Annotated in this window: 21 protein-coding genes; 16 read left to right on the top strand and 5 right to left on the bottom strand. The window is 45.1% G+C overall.

Features of this window, described 5'->3' with window-relative positions; translation table 11 throughout:
- The first annotated feature begins 29 nt into the window (after positions 1-29).
- Genes hisIE through INF28_RS12965 form a run of 15 tightly spaced genes read left to right on the top strand, consistent with a single transcriptional unit; the run spans position 30 to position 12,023 of the window.
- Positions 30-671: a bifunctional phosphoribosyl-AMP cyclohydrolase/phosphoribosyl-ATP diphosphatase HisIE gene (gene hisIE, locus INF28_RS00275; protein ID WP_264175631.1), complete on the top strand. Its 642-nt coding sequence runs from the start codon at positions 30-32 to the stop codon at positions 669-671.
- Positions 672-691: 20 nt separating this feature from the next.
- Positions 692-1,069 carry a VOC family protein gene (locus tag INF28_RS00270; protein WP_226391466.1) on the top strand — a complete coding sequence of 126 codons (378 nt, stop codon included), beginning with the start codon at positions 692-694 and terminating at the stop codon, positions 1,067-1,069.
- Between the two features lie 47 nt (positions 1,070-1,116).
- On the top strand, positions 1,117-1,485 hold the full coding sequence (locus INF28_RS00265) for a ComEA family DNA-binding protein (RefSeq protein WP_226391465.1): 369 nt from the start codon (positions 1,117-1,119) through the stop codon (positions 1,483-1,485).
- A gap of 12 nt (positions 1,486-1,497) precedes the next feature.
- Positions 1,498-2,577, top strand: a complete 1,080-nt coding sequence (locus INF28_RS00260) for a YesL family protein (RefSeq protein ID WP_226391464.1) — start codon at positions 1,498-1,500, stop codon at positions 2,575-2,577.
- A 28-nt stretch (positions 2,578-2,605) separates the two neighbouring features.
- Positions 2,606-4,456 carry a 1-deoxy-D-xylulose-5-phosphate synthase gene (gene dxs / locus INF28_RS00255; protein ID WP_226391463.1) on the top strand — a complete coding sequence of 617 codons (1,851 nt, stop codon included), beginning with the start codon at positions 2,606-2,608 and terminating at the stop codon, positions 4,454-4,456.
- A 9-nt stretch (positions 4,457-4,465) separates the two neighbouring features.
- Positions 4,466-5,260: a TlyA family RNA methyltransferase gene (locus INF28_RS00250; RefSeq protein ID WP_226391462.1), complete on the top strand. Its 795-nt coding sequence runs from the start codon at positions 4,466-4,468 to the stop codon at positions 5,258-5,260.
- Positions 5,261-5,264: 4 nt separating this feature from the next.
- Positions 5,265-6,113, top strand: coding sequence for an NAD(+)/NADH kinase (locus tag INF28_RS00245; RefSeq protein WP_226391461.1), 849 nt, complete (start codon positions 5,265-5,267; stop codon positions 6,111-6,113).
- A 22-nt stretch (positions 6,114-6,135) separates the two neighbouring features.
- Positions 6,136-7,836 (top strand): DNA repair protein RecN, encoded by a 1,701-nt coding sequence (recN, locus tag INF28_RS00240; protein WP_226391460.1) that lies wholly within the window; start codon positions 6,136-6,138, stop codon positions 7,834-7,836.
- A gap of 10 nt (positions 7,837-7,846) precedes the next feature.
- A complete protein-coding gene (locus INF28_RS00235; protein WP_226391459.1) occupies positions 7,847-8,260 on the top strand; it encodes a SoxR reducing system RseC family protein in 414 nt (137 codons plus the stop codon).
- The gene (locus INF28_RS00230) at positions 8,257-8,925 is read left to right on the top strand and encodes a hypothetical protein (RefSeq protein ID WP_226391458.1); all 669 of its coding nucleotides are present in this window, start codon (positions 8,257-8,259) and stop codon (positions 8,923-8,925) included. The genes INF28_RS00235 and INF28_RS00230 overlap by 4 nt, the downstream gene beginning before the upstream one ends.
- A complete protein-coding gene (locus INF28_RS00225) occupies positions 8,904-9,146 on the top strand; it encodes a 4Fe-4S dicluster domain-containing protein (protein WP_318961691.1) in 243 nt (80 codons plus the stop codon). The genes INF28_RS00230 and INF28_RS00225 overlap by 22 nt, the downstream gene beginning before the upstream one ends.
- Positions 9,147-9,161: 15 nt before the next feature.
- Positions 9,162-10,229: a 3-methyl-2-oxobutanoate dehydrogenase subunit VorB gene (locus INF28_RS00220; protein ID WP_226391456.1), complete on the top strand. Its 1,068-nt coding sequence runs from the start codon at positions 9,162-9,164 to the stop codon at positions 10,227-10,229.
- A 20-nt stretch (positions 10,230-10,249) separates the two neighbouring features.
- On the top strand, positions 10,250-11,005 hold the full coding sequence (locus INF28_RS00215) for a thiamine pyrophosphate-dependent enzyme (protein ID WP_226391455.1): 756 nt from the start codon (positions 10,250-10,252) through the stop codon (positions 11,003-11,005).
- Positions 11,002-11,532 carry a 2-oxoacid:acceptor oxidoreductase family protein gene (locus tag INF28_RS00210; RefSeq protein ID WP_226391454.1) on the top strand — a complete coding sequence of 177 codons (531 nt, stop codon included), beginning with the start codon at positions 11,002-11,004 and terminating at the stop codon, positions 11,530-11,532. The genes INF28_RS00215 and INF28_RS00210 overlap by 4 nt, the downstream gene beginning before the upstream one ends.
- 29 nt (positions 11,533-11,561) lie before the next feature.
- On the top strand, positions 11,562-12,023 hold the full coding sequence (locus tag INF28_RS12965) for a methylated-DNA--[protein]-cysteine S-methyltransferase (protein WP_318961685.1): 462 nt from the start codon (positions 11,562-11,564) through the stop codon (positions 12,021-12,023).
- 66 nt (positions 12,024-12,089) lie between these two features.
- On the opposite strand, the gene INF28_RS00200 is transcribed toward INF28_RS12965, so the two are convergent.
- Genes INF28_RS00200 through INF28_RS00180 form a run of 5 tightly spaced genes read right to left on the bottom strand, consistent with a single transcriptional unit; the run spans position 12,090 to position 16,707 of the window.
- Positions 12,090-12,818 (bottom strand): ThuA domain-containing protein, encoded by a 729-nt coding sequence (locus INF28_RS00200; protein ID WP_226391453.1) that lies wholly within the window; start codon positions 12,816-12,818, stop codon positions 12,090-12,092.
- Entirely contained in the window at positions 12,818-13,549 is a 732-nt protein-coding gene (locus tag INF28_RS00195; protein WP_226391452.1) for a sugar phosphate isomerase/epimerase family protein, read from the bottom strand. The genes INF28_RS00200 and INF28_RS00195 overlap by 1 nt, the downstream gene beginning before the upstream one ends.
- Before the next feature lie 19 nt (positions 13,550-13,568).
- Positions 13,569-14,633, bottom strand: a complete 1,065-nt coding sequence (locus INF28_RS00190) for a Gfo/Idh/MocA family protein (RefSeq protein WP_226391451.1) — start codon at positions 14,631-14,633, stop codon at positions 13,569-13,571.
- The gene (locus tag INF28_RS00185) at positions 14,633-15,598 is read right to left on the bottom strand and encodes a sugar phosphate isomerase/epimerase family protein (RefSeq protein ID WP_226391450.1); all 966 of its coding nucleotides are present in this window, start codon (positions 15,596-15,598) and stop codon (positions 14,633-14,635) included. The genes INF28_RS00190 and INF28_RS00185 overlap by 1 nt, the downstream gene beginning before the upstream one ends.
- A 32-nt stretch (positions 15,599-15,630) precedes the next feature.
- Positions 15,631-16,707: a Gfo/Idh/MocA family protein gene (locus tag INF28_RS00180; protein WP_226391449.1), complete on the bottom strand. Its 1,077-nt coding sequence runs from the start codon at positions 16,705-16,707 to the stop codon at positions 15,631-15,633.
- A 234-nt stretch (positions 16,708-16,941) separates the two neighbouring features.
- Between INF28_RS00180 and INF28_RS00175 the strand changes: the two genes are divergently transcribed.
- Complete coding sequence (locus tag INF28_RS00175) at positions 16,942-18,240, top strand: glycosyl hydrolase family 18 protein (RefSeq protein WP_226391448.1); 1,299 nt, start codon at positions 16,942-16,944, stop codon at positions 18,238-18,240.
- Positions 18,241-18,314 lie beyond the last annotated feature (74 nt).

Raw genomic sequence — 18,314 nt, 5'->3', positions numbered from 1 at the left:
TCTTATTTCAAAAAAGAAAGGTGTTAATCATGGAGTTTATGAAAGAATTGAAGTTTGACGAAAACGGGTTAATCCCAGCGATTGCACAGGATGCGCTGAGCGGAGAGGTTTTAATGTGCGCATACATGAATGAGGAGAGTCTTGCACAAACCATCAAAACAGGAAAAGCGACTTATTTTAGCCGTAGCAGACAGGAACTTTGGGAAAAAGGTGCGACTTCTGGGCATGTTCAGCATGTGAAAGAAATTTTGGTGGATTGTGACGGCGATGCACTGGTTTTAAAAATCGATCAGGAAGGCGCTGCTTGCCATACCGGTCATCCTTCGTGCTTTTACCGCAGAGTGGTAGACGGAAAACTTGTGGAAGTGCCTACGGGATTGGGACGGAACCCCAAAATTTTGTATGATGTATATAACGTCATTGTCGACCGTGTGAAGAATCCGAAGGAAGGATCCTATACAAATTATTTATTTGAAAAAGGCATTGATAAAATGCTGAAAAAAGTGGGAGAGGAATCTGCTGAGGTTATCATTGCTTCTAAAAATTATGTAAAGTCTGAAGTGCAGTATGAAACGGCGGATCTACTGTATCATCTTTCTGTGGTTTTGGTTGAGGAAGGCCTGACCTGGGATGATGTATTTGAAGAACTTTCGTCACGGTATAAAAAATAAGAAAAAAGGAGAAGAGCGATATGAAAATTGGTATTGAGCATGTGGGAATTTTTTCTAAAGATACGGCGGCTTTAAAAGATTGGTACATCAAGATGTTTGGCTGGAAGATCGTATATGACAATGGCAAGGGAACTTATTTTTTGAAAGCCGATGATGGAAGTATGATTGAGTTTGTGCAGAGCGAGATTGACGGTGGAAGTCATGATATGAAGGCAACCGGAATTCGGCATATCGCAATTTCTGTTGATGATTTTGATGAGATGGTTGCCAAGCTGACGGAGGCAGGGGTAAAGGTGCTCACAGAAGCTTCGGTATCAGCAAAAGGGATTGGCACCATGTTTTTTGAAGATCCGGATGGCAATGTGCTGCATTTGATTAATCGTCCCGCGCCTCTTTGATTCAAATGAGAAAGGAAACGAAAAGGATCGCGTTTGGAATCCCTATTTTGATTTTGCTTATTGCGGTATACATGATCGGTCTTCGATTGTATCAAAACCGCAGTGCCGAAATCGTGCCGCCGGAAACTACGCTGACTCCGACGGAAACTGCTTCTATGGCACAAGAAACCTCTTCGCCTCGCACGGAGGAAGAGGAAGATCGTGCCCTTGCTGAAATTGAGGACAAAATTAATATCAATACAGCAACGGAAAGTGAATTGTGCCTTTTGGACGGCATAGGGGAAGTTTTATCCAAACGGATTATAGAAAAAAGAGAAGAATTGGGCGGCTTCCAGTCTATTGATCAGTTACATGAGGTGCAAGGGATTGGAGATAAGCTGTTTGAGCAAATTAAAAATTATGTCACAGTAGAATAGGAGAATATTGTAATGGGACTTTTTACACGTTCTTTTGATAAGCCCGGTAAGGGGGTTGACCCGAACGCTCCGCAAAAACGGAGCTTTTTCCGGTTTTTTGATATTTTTTTCAGAAAATTTTGGCATTTTGTACGGGTGAATCTTATTTATGCGTTGACCCTTATTCCCACATTTGTAGTAGTATTTGTGATTGCAGGTATTGTATCAAACGGAATTCTTTCCCTTCCGAATATGTCAGAAATGCTAAATAGTTTAGCGCAGCAGATGGCAGAAAGCGCAGGAGATGCTGGACTGGCTGAATACCAGCGTGCGCAGCTGATCGTGACTTTTGACTTGTTTGTTCGATTTGTAATTACCTACTTATTTGTGGTATTTTGGGGTATGGGCCCGGCTACGGCAGGTGTTACCTATGTTTTGCGTAATTTTGCCCGGGAGGAGCATGCCTGGATCTGGAGCGATTTTAAAGATGCGCTCAAAAGCAATTTTAAGCAATCCATTGTGGTTTTTATTATTGATGTTGTGGTGTTTGTTCTTTTGTATTTTGCCATTACGTTTTATATGCAGATGCCCGGACTGATTGGGGCGCTGCGGTATATCATTATCATTGTGACACTGGTTTATACTTTGATGCATTTTTATATTTATCCCTTGATGGTGACTTTTCAGTTGTCATTGAAGGATTTGTACCGTAATTCCATGCTGTTTGCTTTGGGGAAATTGCCATCAAATTTGCTGGTTTTTTTGATTTTGCTCTTAGTACATATGGGTTCCGTTTTTGCCGCCGTATTTTTCGGAGGCAGCTATTCTATTTTGATATTGATTGTGATTTTGTTGCTGGAAGTGTTTATTTTACTGAGCTTTTCGGCTTTTCTGGTCAATTTCAATGCTTATCCGAAAATGAAAAAGTATATGTTGACCAATACGGAGGATCCGGTGAAATCCGATATTTTTTCGGAGACGAAATCGGAGGAAGAAAGCAAAGATATGGATTATGCTTCCGGAATGTATGATACCTATACCAATTACCGGGAGTTTGTTGATGAAAAAAAGGATGAAGAATCTTCATCCGAGGAGAAACCAAAAGAGGACTAAGAAGTTGTGTGCAGAAAGGGGGTAGTTTATGATTTTAGAACAAATTCATACCTCTGGAGATCTGCGCAAACTTTCTGACGGGCAGCTGATGGTTCTTGCTGATGAGATTCGACATTTTTTGATTTCTCATGTGGCAAAAACCGGTGGGCATTTGGCAGCTAATTTGGGCGTGGTAGAACTGACCCTTGCGCTGCATCAGGTTTTTGATGTACATTATGACCGGTTAATATGGGACGTTGGCCATCAAGCATACACCCATAAAATTTTGACTGGAAGGGGGCCATGCTTTGATACCTTGCGTCAATTTGGCGGTCTTAGTGGTTTTCCGAAAACCGAAGAGGACGAAAGCGATACCTTTAATACAGGGCATAGTTCCACTTCTATTTCTGCAGCGGTGGGTTTTGCGGCTGCAGCAAAGCTCCGAGGAGAAAATCGGACGGCAGTGGCTGTGATCGGTGACGGGGCTTTAACTGGCGGCATGGCGTTTGAGGCCATGAACCATGCCGGGTCAATGAAAATTCCACTGATTGTGGTTTTAAATGATAACGGAATGTCCATTTCCAAAAATGTTGGAGGACTTTCCAAGCGGCTTAAGCGGATCCGAAATACCCGGCGATATTTTGAATTTAAATCCAATGTAAAATCGGTGCTGGATAAAATCCCGCTCATAGGACCTCCGCTGAAAAAACGTGTTGCTGCACTGAAAAAGGCGTTAAAACCACTGATTGTACATAATGTTTTGTTTGAAGATCTGGGATTTACCTACCTCGGCCCTGTAGATGGGCATAATATAGAAGAGTTAAGAGTCATTCTCCGCCAGGCCAAGAAAAGGCAAGAGCCAGTTTTAGTGCATGTACATACCAAAAAGGGCAAGGGATATTTGCCGGCGGAAAAAAATCCGGGACAGTTTCATGGGGTTCCAAGTTTTGATTCGAAAACCGGACAGTTGCTGGACGCCAAACAAGAAATGGACTGGTCTGAATATTTTGGACAAACGCTTTGTCGTCTGGCTGAGAAGGACAACAAAATAACAGCAATTACAGCGGCAATGCCGTTGGGAACCGGGTTGACAAAATTTCAGAAAATGTTTCCCGCACGTTTCTTTGATGTGGGTATTGCGGAACAGCACGCGGTAACCTTTGCAGCTGGTTTGGCGAAAGGCGGAATGTTGCCTTGTTTGGCAGTATATTCTACTTTTCTTCAGCGTGCATACGATCAACTGCTGCATGATGTGGCGCTGCAAAAATTGCATGTCGTTTTTTGCATTGACCGCAGCGGCCCAGTAGGGCGGGACGGGGAGACCCATCAGGGTGTCTTTGATATCTCCTATTTATCGCATCTGCCTGGATTTACCATTTTGTCTCCGTCAAATAGCCGGGACTTTGACCGGATGTTAGAATATGCGTTTCATATCTGCACGGGACCGGTGGCAATTCGTTATCCGCGGGGTACGGTGCTTCATCCAGCCTGGCCGGAGGATCAGCCAACTTTGGATATGCAGGCACATCTGCGGCGGGATGGAGATGATATTTTGATTGCGGCAGCAGGTACCACGGTTTTTGATGCATTGAAAGTTGCAGATATTCTGGAAAAGCATGGAATCCGTGTTGCAGTTTTGGATGTAGGTATCATAAAACCTATGGATGAAATTAATATTTGCAAATATTGTGAGAATAAAAAGATGATTGCTTCTCTTGAAGATAATGTGGTGACAGGCGGTTTTGGACAGCAGTTGACGGTCTTGCTGAAAAAGAGGGTTCGTATTTTTGCTTATCCGGATGAGCCCATTGTGCAGGGAAGCGTGAATGAACTGAAACAAAAATATGGATTGACGCCGGAGCAGATTGCCCGGGAATTGATGAAATTAGTGGTTTGGTAAGGTGACGATATGGCTAAACAGCGTTTGGATGTATATCTGGTAGAAAATGGTTTGGTGAAAAGCCGTTCCATGGCGCAATCCATGATCATGGCCGGAGAAGTTTATGTGAATCAACAAAAGGCCGCAAAGGCCGGAGAGATGGTGACTGGGCAGGAGCAAATCGAGATTCGTGGCAAGGGACTGAAATATGTCAGCCGCGGCGGATTGAAACTGGAAAAGGCCTTTGGAGCTTTCGGTTTGGACCTGCAAGATAAAATTTGTATGGATATTGGTGCTTCTACCGGCGGGTTTACGGACTGTATGTTGCAAAACGGCGCGAAGAAAGTTTATGCTGTTGATGTGGGTTATGGCCAGCTGGCATGGAAATTGCGGCAGGATCCGAGAGTGATCAATCTGGAGCGAACCAATGTCCGGTATATTACCGAGGAAAATGTGCCGGAAAAGGTGGATTTTTTTTCGGTGGACGTATCTTTTATCTCTCTTAAGCTGGTGCTTCCAGCAATTCGTCGTCTGCTTCAAGAAAATGGGCGGGGAGTTTGTCTGATCAAACCCCAGTTTGAAGCGGGACGTGAAAAAGTAGGAAAAAAAGGTGTAGTTCGTGATGCAGCGGTGCGCCTTGAGGTGATAGAAAATGTACTTGCCTTTACCCGGGAAACGGGATTTTGTATTTTAGGACTGGATTATTCTCCGATCCGGGGACCGGAGGGGAATGTGGAATATTTGATGTACATTGGATTGCAGGGAGAAGAACAATGGCCGGATGCCCGCAGAGTGGTGGAAGAATCCGGTGTGCTGGATGGGTGATGAAATGGAAAGAATTGCAGTAATTCCGAACGCACTGCGTGATATTGGCTTGACGGAGACAAAAAATGTAGTTTCCCTTTTGACGCGGCGCAAAATTACCGTCTTTATGGAAGAACGCTTTTCTTCTGACGGCTTTTGCGATGTTTGTTTCTGCAGTATGGAAACCATGCTGGAAAGCGCACAGGCGGCAGTGGTGCTGGGCGGTGATGGAACCATACTGGAAATCGCTCCTCGGGCAGCACAATACGATCTGCCGCTCATGGGGATCAATTTGGGACATCTTGGCTTTTTGGCACAGGCAGAAAAAGGAGATTATACCATTTTTGATGTCCTGCTCCGGGGGGATTATACGGTTATGAATTGTATGATGCTTGATTGCGGTATTTTTCATGAAAACCGGGAAATTGGAAAATTTGTAGCTTTAAATGACGTTGTGGTATCCGGTGATGGATATTCCCGCATGGTGAAATTGTCTGCTTCGGTCAATGGCACCTGTATCGGAACTTATTCGGCAGATGGATTGATTGCGGCAACAGCAGTAGGGTCTACGGCATATTCTCTTTCGGCCGGAGGAGCGGTAATGCATCCGGAGATGGATGCGATTATGCTGACGCCAATTTGTCCTCATACGCTGAAAGCACGGTCTATGGTGGTTCCTGGGGATGACCGGGTTGAAATTGTTTCTTGCCCTCCGTACCGGTCAACTGCTGTGGTGATGGTAGATGGAAAACGCCGGCACGTATTGGCGCCGGAAGAATATATACAAGTTACCCGGTCCCAGTATAGGACCAAATTAATTAATGCCAACAATCGGAATTTCTTCGATGTACTACGTGAAAAATTATCGGATTGACGGTTGCCGGAGGTGACAGAAAATGCTCAGAGAACTGCATATTAAAAATATAGCAGTCATAGAAGAGGTGACAGTTTCTTTTGGTGATGGCTTTCATGTACTGACAGGTGAAACGGGTGCAGGAAAATCCATTTTGATTGATTCTATCAATATGGCGCTGGGTGAGCGTTCGGCGAAAGATCTGATTCGTACCGGAGCTGAAAAAGCAGAAGTGGATGTTGTGTTTGAGCCATCGCCTGCAGCGGCAGAAAAACTTTTGGAATTGGGGATTGAAACGGAGGATGACCTGTTGTATATCAGCCGGCAGATCGGGGTTGACGGTAAAAGCAAATGCCGCATAAATGGGCACTTGGTTCCGCTTAGTGTCCTGCGGGAAGCCTCTGCTTGTCTTTTGACAATTCATGGTCAAAATGACAATCAAAGTATTTTGTCCCCCAAAACACACATTCATTTTGTGGACGATTATGGAAATTATGATGCGCTTCTTCAGGAATATGGAAAGCAATATCAAAAAGTATCTGAAATCAACCGGAAACTAACCAAACTATTGGTAGACGAAACGGAACGGCTGCGGAAGATTGACCTTCTTTCTTATCAGGTTAATGAAATTAGAGCAGCACAGCTAAAATCGGATGAAGAAGAGGAACTGGAAGAGAGGCGCAGTTATCTTGCGCATATTGAGCAAATTGCTGAGAATACAGAAAGCGCATATGCGGCGCTTTATGGTGACGAAAGTCAAGCGGCGGCCTATGATCAGATTGGGGCAGCAGTTCGGGATTTGGAATCGGTCGTATCATATGATACCCGAATTGCTGGCTTTCATGAAATATTAACATCGGTTTTGGCAGAACTGGAGGACGTAACTCATGATTTAAAGTCTTATGCGGAGGATATTGATTATCAGCCGGGAGAACTAAATCAGGTTGAGGAGCGGCTGGAGGTATATGCCACGTTAAAAAGAAAATACGGCGGTTCGGCCGAAGCGGTTTTAAAGTATTGTGAGGAAGCCCAGGCGGAACTGGATGAGATAGAAAATAGTGATGCGGCGCGGGAAAGCCTGCGTGCGGAATTAGAAAAGGAGCAGAAAGTACTGCACGAAAAGGGGTTGGCCCTTTCGGCTGCCCGGGAAGAAGCGGCCATTTCTTTGCAGACACGGATTATGGAGGAACTATCTGATCTAGATATGCAGAAAATGCGGTTTTCGGTATGTGTACAGCCGTTGGAAAATGCCGACGGAACCATCCGGTATACGCCGCTTGGCTGTGACCATGTGGAGTTTTTAATTTCTGCAAATCCGGGGGAGGAGCTAAAACCCCTGCAAAAAATTGCATCAGGCGGTGAGATGTCCCGGATCATGCTGGCCATAAAATCCGTTTTGGCGGACAGCGATATTGTGGAAACCTTGATTTTTGACGAGATTGATACTGGGGTCAGTGGCCGGGCGGCGCAGAAGATTGCGGAAAAAATTGGTATGCTGGCGCGCAGTCATCAGATTTTATGTATCACTCATTTGGCGCAGATTGCCAGTATGGCAGATGTTCATTTTTTGATTGAAAAAAGCTCTGATGATACGCATACCAGGACAACTGTTACAATGCTCGACGAAGAGGAGCGTAAGACGGAACTGGCGAGAATTATTGGTGGGGTAAAAATTACCGATTTGACGCTGCAGGCGGCACAGGAAATGCTGGATATGGCAGCTGTTTTAAAAGAAAGGCGGTAGGCGTCAGAAAATGAAGCAAACAGGATATGTGATAAGTGTATCTGCCGGGAAAGTAAGTGTGCAGGTGGAACGGATTTCTGCCTGCGGCGGAAACTGCGCATCCTGCGGCGGGTGTTCCGGTCAGGGCGTGGTTGTGACAGTGCCGGACAATCCTCAACAGCCTTTTCAGGTGGGTGAGGCGGTGGAACTGGAAATGCCGGATAAAAAGTTTTTGGGACGTGCCTTTGGCGGTTATGGACTGATGGCGGTAACCATGCTGGCTGGCGCTGTCCTTGGAAGCTGGATCAGTGGAAAGGAAGGCGGGGCAGTGTTAGGCGCTTTCTTAGGTTTGGCAGCTGGCTTTGGTCTGGTTCGCTTTGTTTTCAGGGGGAAAAAAGAAGATATTAAGGTGATACGTATCAAGGAGGTGCAGGAAGACAGATGATAGAACCCAAACGTATTACTGTGTTTGTAGGATATTATGGAAGTGGAAAAACAGAACTGGCAGTCAATTATGCTTTGATGCTCAGAAAGATGGGCAAAGAGGTTGTGATTGTGGACTTTGATATTGTAAACCCTTATTTTCGCACCAAGGATGCAGAGCAGATTTTAAAACAACACGGGATAGAGGTAATTGCGCCGGAATTTGCCAACAGCAATATTGAAAATCCGGCATTGCCCGCAGAGATTTACAGTGTTTTTACCAACAGGGAAAAGTACGTAGTATTTGATGTAGGCGGCGGTGAGGATGGAACCATTCCCCTGGGACGGTATTATCCATATTTTAAGCAGGAAGAGTGCGATGTGTTTTTTGTACTCAATGAACGCCGGCTGCTGACTGCGGATCTGGAAGGTGCACAGGAGGCCTTTGAGGAAATTGCGGCAGTCGCCCGTATGCCCATTACTGCGCTTATCAACAATACCCATTTAAAAGAGGATACCACACCGGAAATTATTATGGAAGGACAACGTCTGACAGAACAGGTGGCCCAAAAATTGGGGTTGCCAGTTGCCTATATCAGCGGTACACCGGAGAATCTCGCAGGTCTTCCCGCTGTATATGAGAATATGAAATTTCCGCTTCAGCTATATATCAATCTAATGTTTTAAAGGAGGAGAAAAATATGCCAAAAGTGACATTTCGGACTGACCGGTGCAAAGGCTGTGGATTATGCACCACGGTTTGTCCTAAAAAAATTGTGGTGATGGATTATGATATCATTAATGAAAAAGGTTTTCATCCGGCAACGGTCAAAGAGCAGGAAAAATGTATCGGCTGTGCCTTTTGTGCAACCATGTGCCCTGACTGTGTAATCAAAGTTGAAAGATAGAAAAGAGGAATGAAAATGGAAAAGAAAGTTTTAATGAAGGGGAACGAGGCATTGGCGGAGGCGGCAATCCGCAGTGGGTGCAGGTTTTTCTTTGGTTATCCGATTACGCCGCAGACAGAGCTGGCAGCCTATATGGCAAAACAGATGCCAAAGCGCGGCGGTACGTTTTTACAGGCCGAAAGTGAAATTGCCGCAATCAATATGGTATATGGTGCGGCCGGTGCCGGCGCAAGAGTAATGACCAGTTCCTCAAGTCCGGGTATCAGCTTAAAGCAGGAGGGTATTTCCTATATTGCCGGAGCAGATCTGCCGTGTGTGATCATCAATATTGTTCGTGGCGGTCCTGGCCTGGGCGGTATCCAGCCGGCACAGTCTGACTATTTCCAGGCGACCAAGGGCGGCGGTCACGGGGATTATCATCTGCTGGTATTTGCACCGTCTTCCGTTCAGGAAATGGCGGATTTGATTGGTACGGCATTTGATAAAGCGGATCAGTATCGCATGCCGGCCATGATTATGGGTGATGGTATGCTGGGGCAGATGATGGAGCCGGTGGCATTTCAGGAAGAGCGCGATCCTTCCAGCTTGCCGGAGAAGCCTTGGGCAACCACCGGAACCATGATGAAGCGGAAGAAAAATATTATCAATTCGCTGTATCTGACCCCGGAAGAACTGGAAAACTTGAACAATGACCGACAGAAGCGGTATCAAACCATCATGGAAAATGAGGTACGTGTGGAAGAATATCAGACAGAGGATGCCGAATTGATTTTTGTGGCTTATGGAACCATTGCAAGAATTACCATGTCGGCGGTAAATATGTTGAGGGAAGAAGGCATTAAAGCGGGATTGATTCGGCCGATTACACTTTGGCCTTTCCCGACAGAAGCCATTTATGCCCGCGCCGCCGCGGAAACTTCCAAGGCGTTTATGGCGGTGGAAATGAGTCAGGGACAGATGATAGAAGATGTACGCTTGGCTGTTAATGGGAAAAAACCAGTATATTTTTACGGCCGTAACGGCGGTATGGTTCCGGATCAGGAAGCCATTGTGAAGCAGGCCAAACAGTACATTTGTAAATAAGGGGAAAGGAGATAGAGAAAATGGAAACCGTATTTGATAGACCCCATGCACTTAGTGACGTTACGTTGTCTTATTGTCCTGGCTGTACGCACGGAATCATTAACCGGCTGGTAGCAGAGGTCATTGATGAACTGGGAATGGAAGGAAAAACAGTAGGCGTTGCACCGGTGGGATGTAGTGTAACAGCATATAATTTTTTTGAATGTGATATGCAGGAAGCCGCGCATGGAAGAGCACCTGCGGTAGCAACTGGTATTAAGCGTGTACATCCGGATCATTTGGTCTTTACTTATCAAGGTGACGGTGATTTGGCGGCAATTGGTACGGCAGAAACAGTTCATGCCGCTGCCAGAGCTGAAAATATATCAATCGTATTTGTCAATAATGCCATTTATGGTATGACTGGCGGACAGATGGCGCCTACCTCTCTGGTGGGGCAGGTTACTCAGACCACGCCGTATGGACGGAAGGTGGAAAATCAGGGATATCCGATTCGTATGTCAGAAATGCTTTCAACCCTTCAGGGAGCGGCTTACATTGAACGGGTTTCGGTAGACAGCATCCCTAATATCAAAAAAGCCAAAGCGGCGATCAAGAAAAGTTTTCAGTGTCAGCTGGACAAAAAAGGATTTTCTATGGTAGAGGTGCTTTCAACCTGTCCTACAAACTGGGGCTTGAGTCCGGAAGAAGCGCTGAAATGGCTTCGTGAAAACATGATGCCGCAGTATCCGCTGGGTGTGTATTGTGATCGCTTGCAAGAGGAGGTAGAGAAATGATACAGAAGATAATCTTTGCCGGTTTTGGCGGTCAAGGCGTTTTGTTTGCCGGAAAAACTTTGGCTTATGCAGGTATGGATGCAGGTCTTCAAATTTCCTGGCTACCCTCTTACGGACCGGAGATGCGGGGAGGTACTGCCAATTGTTCGGTCATCCTTTCTGATCAGCCCATTGGGTCGCCGGTCATTACGACACCGGATATTTTGATTGCCATGAACAAACCTTCTTTGGAGAAATTTGAAAATGCGGTGGTCCCTGGGGGATTGATTATTCTGGACAGCTTTTTGATTGATAAAAAAGTTGCCCGGGATGACGTAGAAGCAGTCTATATTCCAGCAAAGCATTTGGCCGGAGAAGCGGGCAATGAAAATTTGGGGAATATGGTAATGCTGGGAGCGGCGCTAAAGCATCGGCAGATGCTCCAGATAGAGATGGTTTATAAAAGCATTGAAGAGCACACGCCAAAATCCCGTGCGGCACTAGCAGAACTGAATAAAAAAATGATTGATATCGGATATTCGCGGTAAGTGCATTGAACCAATCAGGAGGCGGTGCTATGGGATATCTTGCACGCCGGGCGTTTTGGTTCGGCACTTTGGAAATAGAACACAATGGACAAGAGGTTCTTGGCATTAGAATCGTACAGGGAGAAGCACAACCGGATACATCGGTGCTGAGCCGGTTGGTTTTTGAGCAGATGGAGGAATATGCCTGTGGCAAAAGAAAGGATTTTTCTTTTCCCTATGTGTTGCGCGGAACTCCTTTTCAACAAAAGGTATGGAATGCGATTTGTGCAATACCTTATGGCAAAACCCAAAGTTATGGGCAGATCGCAGAGAAAATTGGCAGCCCTCGTGCCGCCCGTGCTGTAGGTATGGCGGCGAATCGCAATCCCATCATGATTGCCGTGCCATGTCATCGGGTAATCGGTGCAGATGGTACACTTGTGGGATATGGAGGAGGACTCCCTATGAAAAAAGCACTGCTTGACTTGGAGAGTAGGCATAGCCGGAAGTAGACAGAAAAAGGAATCCCCTGGGAATCGGAATTTTCTGATTTCCAGGGGATTTTTAGCAATAAAATGTTATTCTTCAGAATGTACGGGAAGAATCGGTTTAACTTGTGGGCAGTCCAGAGCAGACAGCCGACAAATGGGGGCCGCCCAGCGTACCGCGTTTTTCAAAACGGTTTGTACTTCCGGGATATAATAGGTAGGATAGGTTTCGTGTCCGGGCTGGAAATAGAAAACACGACCCATGCCGCGATGGTAACAGCAACCGCTGCGGAATACCTCGCCACCGTCAAAATGCCCGATGAATACCAGTCGATCCGGTTCTGGGATGTCAAAATGTTCTCCATAAGCTTCTTCATGAGGAAGGGTAAAGAACCGGTCAATTCCCTGGGCAATTGGGCTGGAGGGAGCAACAACCCAGACCCGTTCAGAATCTCCGTTTTCACGCCAGGTCAGCGTACAGCTGGTTCCCATCAGGTACCGAAAGGGTTTGGACATATGCGCAGAGTGTAGAGCAATAAAACCCATGCCTTTTTGTACTTCGTCACGCACTCTGGCTGCGATTTCATCTGGAACTTTATCATGCGCCATATGTCCCCACCAAAGCAGTACATCTGTTTCTGCCAGGACTTCTGGTGTAAGGCCGCACTCCGGATCCTCCAGCGTAGCGGTTTTCACTTCCATATCAGGCTCTTTTGATAAAAAATCTGCAATGGCTTGATGAATGCCGGCAGGATAAACCTGTTTTACCTTCTCATCATTTTTTTCGTGAAAATATTCATTCCATACTAATACCTTCATTAGAGATTCAGCTCCTTTAAGTATTCAATATTTCGTTGTACACTCTTCCAAATCACAGCATCTTCGTCTTCTGGCCGTTCATGTTCAACGGTAAATTCCTTGGCATAGGCGGCTGCATTAATAATGGCTTTCATGTCGAGAATGCCATCGGGAAAATCAACATTTTCTTTGTTGCTGTCAATTTGTTTTAAATGTATCATTTCTACTTTTTTGCCCCATTTTTTGATCCAGGCAATGGGATCTATCCCGGCATAAGCCGCCCAAAAAACATCCAGCTGGATCACTACATTTTCGCAGGTGCGGGCGGCAATTTCATCCAAGATCCTCTTGCCGTCTATGGATTCAAACTCGTGTTGGTGATTATGATAGCCGATCTTGATTCCGTACGGTGCAGCCTGTTCAGCAGCATCGTTTAACAATTGTACTACTTTGTCAATGTCTTTAGAAGAGGAAAAGGAATAATAAGGAAGGATAATATATTTACATCCAATTTCCCGGTGAAAAGCAAGAGTTTTGTCAAATGCATCCCCAAACTGATCCACGCTGCAGTGAGAACTGTGACAATATAACTTGTTTTCTGTAAGCAGCTGTGTTATATCTGCTGCGTTCATGTCATAAAAACCAGCAAATTCAACACCATCATAACCAATTTGAGCAGTATGGCGGACGGTTTCTTTAAAATCCTTTTCCATAGCATGTACCACAGAGTAAAGCTGAAGTGAGTATTGCATTGTAATTCCTCCGAAAACCTTATATATTGGTATGGATCGCATCCCCGGTTTCATGAGACTGGAAAGCGGCTTCCATCACTTTCATAACCCGCAGAGCTTCGGCCGGTTTAATGGTAAGTTCGGCTTTGCCTTCTACACAGTCCAGCAACTGATTATAAACTACTGTAAGGTTATCTATGACATCGGTAGGTTCTGATAGCAGGATTGTTTCGGTCGAATTAGGATTTCGCGGTGCCATAGTTTTGGTAGGTCCTGCTTTGGTATAGACAATTTCTTCTTCCCAGACATTTTCCTTATCAATACAGCGGACGACTTTTCCATTGCAGCTCCAGTCATCTACTACCAGAGTACCAGTTTCACCCAGAACATACCAGCGAGGGTGTGTGATGTAGTTATTGGTAGAAACCTCAATGTGTGCAGTAAGTCCGCTTTCAAAGGTCATGGTCATTCGGAAGTTGTCATCTACTTCCGGGTACTCAATGCTATACATTTTGCAAAAAACATTGGTTACTTTTTCAGGGATCATATACATGATCTGATCGATCAGGTGAACACCCCAGTCCAGCATCATTCCACCGCCCAGATGCTTCATGGTCCGCCAACCGGAGGGCATTCCCCGGGAACCTTCCACTCTGGATTCAATGACATAGGGCTTTCCAATAATGCCCGATTCCACTTGCCTGCGCATCAACACAAAATCCTTGTTGGTGCGTCGGTTTTGGTCAATGGTAAAAATACCGCGGCTATGTTTGGCAGCTTCCATAATTTCCTCCAATTCAGCGGAGGTTATGGTAACAGGTTTTTCACAAATGACATGTTTGCCAGCGGCAAGCGCTTCAAGTGCAAGCTCTTTATGTGCTTCGTTGGTTGTAGCAATGATTACTACATCAATTTCCGGGTCAGAGAGCAATTCTTCTTTGGAAGAATAGGTATAATATCCCTGTTTTGCTGCCACGTCCATGCGGCGCTGATCCAGATCAAAAACGCCTTTTAATTTCATGCGGTCATAGTCTACCCGCATTACTTTTTCGTGATGGCCGGCCATTCCACCGTACCCAATCAATGCTGCTTTGTAAATCTTCATTATGCCCACCACATTTCTCCTGCATTTTCAAAAATTAAAACATCTTTCAAGAAAGCCACAGCTTTTTCCAGGCCTTCTTTCGGTGACATTAAGCCGTCTTCGTGTTCAATGCTAATAGCGCCATCGTATCCAATGGTTTTCAGCATACTGATAATATCATTCCAAACCTTTTTGTCGTGTCCATAGCCGATGGTGCGGAATACCCAAGACCGTTCTGGAATATCACCATAGCTCTTGGTATCCAGAACACCGTTGACATCACAGTTGCGTTGGTCAATACGAGTATCTTTTGCATGGAAGTGATAAAGAGCACCTTTTAATGCACGGATTGCCGCGACTGGATCTATACCCTGCCAGAACAAATGGCTGGGGTCAAAGTTTGCGCCAATAATCTCGCCAACGGCATTGCGCAGCCGCAGGCATGTTTCAGGATTATAAACAACAAAGCCGGGATGCATTTCAAATGCAATTTTTTTAATATGATGTTCTGCGGCAAATTTGGCCATGTCTTTCCAGTAGGGAATGACCTTTTCATTCCATTGCCATTTTAAAATTTCAGTAAAATCTTCCGGCCAGGGGCAGGTAACCCAGTTGGGGTATTTGGAAGTGTCGCAGTCTCCGGGACAGCCCGAAAAACCGATTACCGTATCTACTTCCAGAGCTTCTGCCGCCAGAATCGCATTTTTAAATTCATTATGGAATTTTTCTGCAATTGCTTTCTGTGGATGCAAGGGGTTACCATGGCAACTAATACCAGAAATTTCTAAATGATGGTTTTCCAGAGCTTTTTTATAATTCTTCACATTTTCCGGGCTTTGCAGCAGCTCTTCGGGTTTTAAATGTTGGTTGCCCGGAAAACCACCTGCGCCAATTTCAATGGTCTGTACGCCCAGGCTTTCCAGATATTCAATGGCTTCTTCAAATGTATATTGGTTTAGTACAGGATTCATAACACCAAGCTTCATGATTTGTTTCCTCCTTATATAATAGATTAATTTTAAAATTCAATCGTTTTTCCGGTTTTCGCACTTTCGTAAATTGCTTCCAGGACTTTTGTGACTACTAGAGCCTGTTCTGGTTTTACAATGGGCTCTTTATCTTCCAAAACAGCGTTAATCCATTGGGTGGCTTCATTCAGGGCAGGGTCATCGCCAACGCCGTCATAAAAGTCTACACCAGCGGCATCAAGGGCTGGTTTGGTTACCACCAGTTTGCCAAGATCGGCTTTGTTTAGTCGCAGACCGTCATTCATATCAGCACCACCCAGGGTTCCTGCAAGTGTAGTTTTGGCTTCTTTGGTATCCAGCATATTGATTGCCCAGCTGCTTTCTAAAATAATGGTTGCACCATCCGCCATGGTAATGAATCCAAATGCAGAATCTTCTACGGTGTATTTTTCAGGATCCCAGTCTCCCCAAGCATTGCCAGTATCCTTTTGATCTCCTAGCTTTTTATAAACGGTGCCTTTTACGCTTTTTACATCGTAGTTATCCATGCACCATAAGGTGAGATCCAGTGCATGGGTACCGATATCAATCAGTGGACCGCCGCCCTGTTTTTCTTCGTCCAAGAATACGCCCCAGGTGGGAACGGCACGCCGGCGGAGAGCGTGAGCTTTGGCAAAATAGATTTCGCCCAGATCACCACGCTCGCAGACTTTTTTCAGATACTGGCTGTCGGAACGGAAGCGGTTCTGATAGCCAATGGTCAGTTTCTTGCCTGTACGGATATGTGCTTCCAGCATGGCTTCCGCTTCTTTTACTGTTTTGGCCATAGGCTTTTCGCACATTACATGGCATCCGGCTTCCATAGCCGCGATGGAGGCTGGCGCGTGAGCATTGTTGGGTGTACAGACATGGACTACGTCTAATTCTTCCTTTTGAAGCATTTCTGTGTAATCTTCGTATACACGGGCGCCGTCAACGCCATATTCTTTTGCCGCTTTTTCTGCACGTTCGGGAATAATATCACAAAAAGCGGTCATTTCCACTGTGTCAATCTTACTGAGGGACGGCATGTGCTTGCCGTTGGCAATGCCGCCGCAACCGATAATACCTACTTTTAACTTTGTCATTTTTTTCATCCCTCCAGATATAGTTTTCCATTCTACGCAAAGTATAGCATATTCCCGTTTTAGTTGCTACCATGAATTTGCAGAAAAATATCATTTTTTTGTCATTATATTTATGAATTGTAATGAAGCGGAATAGATAAATACATTGCAGTGTACGTGCTTTTGGCAGACATAAGCGTGGTGCTTGTCACATAAGAATAATTAGGCAAAAAAATCATGCATAGGAGGGGTAGTATGATTATTTATATTGTAAAAGCTGGAGATACCATTTATTCCATTGCAAAACGATATGGAGTTAACCCCGTTCATTTGATGGCGGATAATGGTCTCAAAGCCGAGGATATTTTGGTGGTTGGGCAAGCTGTTGTGGTACAGATTCCGGAGAAGGTGTATACAGTCCGACAGGGGGATACCTTGTATGCTATCGCTAAGGCCAATGGAATTTCAATGCGGCAGATCTACCGTAATAATTTGTGGCTGAAAGGACAGGCGCTGCTGGGCCGAGGCAGTACAATTGTTCTTCAATATCAAGAGCAATGGACGAAAGGAAACATTATGACAAATAGTTATGCTTATCCTTATATCAATGTGGAATTGCTGCGGCCACAGCTTCCATTTTTATCCTGGTTTACTCCGTTTACTTATGGAATCAATACAGATGGGGGATTGGTACAACTGGAGGATGAAACATTGTTGAGGTTAGCGAAGGCCTATGCAGCAAGACCTCTCATGCATCTGTCTACACTGACAGAACAGGGAGGATTTAGCAATGACCGCGCCAGCATGATTTTTAATGATACTGAAAAACAGGAAAAACTAATCCGAGAAATCATACAAACCTTGCAAGAAAAAAATTATAAAGGATTAGATGTGGATTTTGAATTTATCTATCCGGAAGAGCGTTATGATTACATTACATTTTTACAGAATTTACGGCTTTATTTAAATCCAATGGGTTACCCTGTGTTTTCGGCACTGGCCCCTAAGACAAGTGATACCCAGCGGGGTGTGCTGTATGAAGGCCATGATTATGCGGGTATCGGGGCGGCGGCTAATATGGTGCTTTTGATGACCTATGAGTGGGGGTACACCTATGGACCTCCTATGGCAGTGGCACCCATTCAGAATGTGCGTCAAGTGGTAGATTATGCCTTGACCCGTATTTCACGGGAGAAATTATTTCTTGGTATTCCCACTTATGGATATGACTGGACGTTGCCTTATGAAAAAGGAAATCCGGGAGCACCGTCCATATCTCCGGTGGAAGCGGTTCGGCTGGCGGGGAAATATGGTGCTGAAATTTTATTTGATGAAAAGGCGCAGGCGCCGTGGTTCCGGTATGCAGATGAAGAAGGGAGCCTTCATGAAGTGTGGTTTGAAGATGCCCGGAGTATTTTAGCCAAGTTGAATCTGGTATATGAATATGGATTGGTAGGAATTGGATATTGGAATTCCATGCGAGAATTTCCGCAAAATTGGGTGGTATTGAACCATGAATTTCAAGTGACAGACCGGCCACAGATAGCGTTTTAACTGTTAAAATACACTTTTTAACAACATTGCTTTTTTCTTGTGAAAAAAACGTGACAAGTAAAGTGGTTTGTGTT

It is taken from the genome of Ructibacterium gallinarum (assembly GCF_014982785.1).
Classification (GTDB): Bacteria; Bacillota; Clostridia; order Monoglobales; family Monoglobaceae; genus Ructibacterium; species Ructibacterium gallinarum.
The sequence above is the reverse complement of the archived record's forward strand: the minus strand, read 5'-3'. Positions and strand labels throughout refer to the sequence as shown.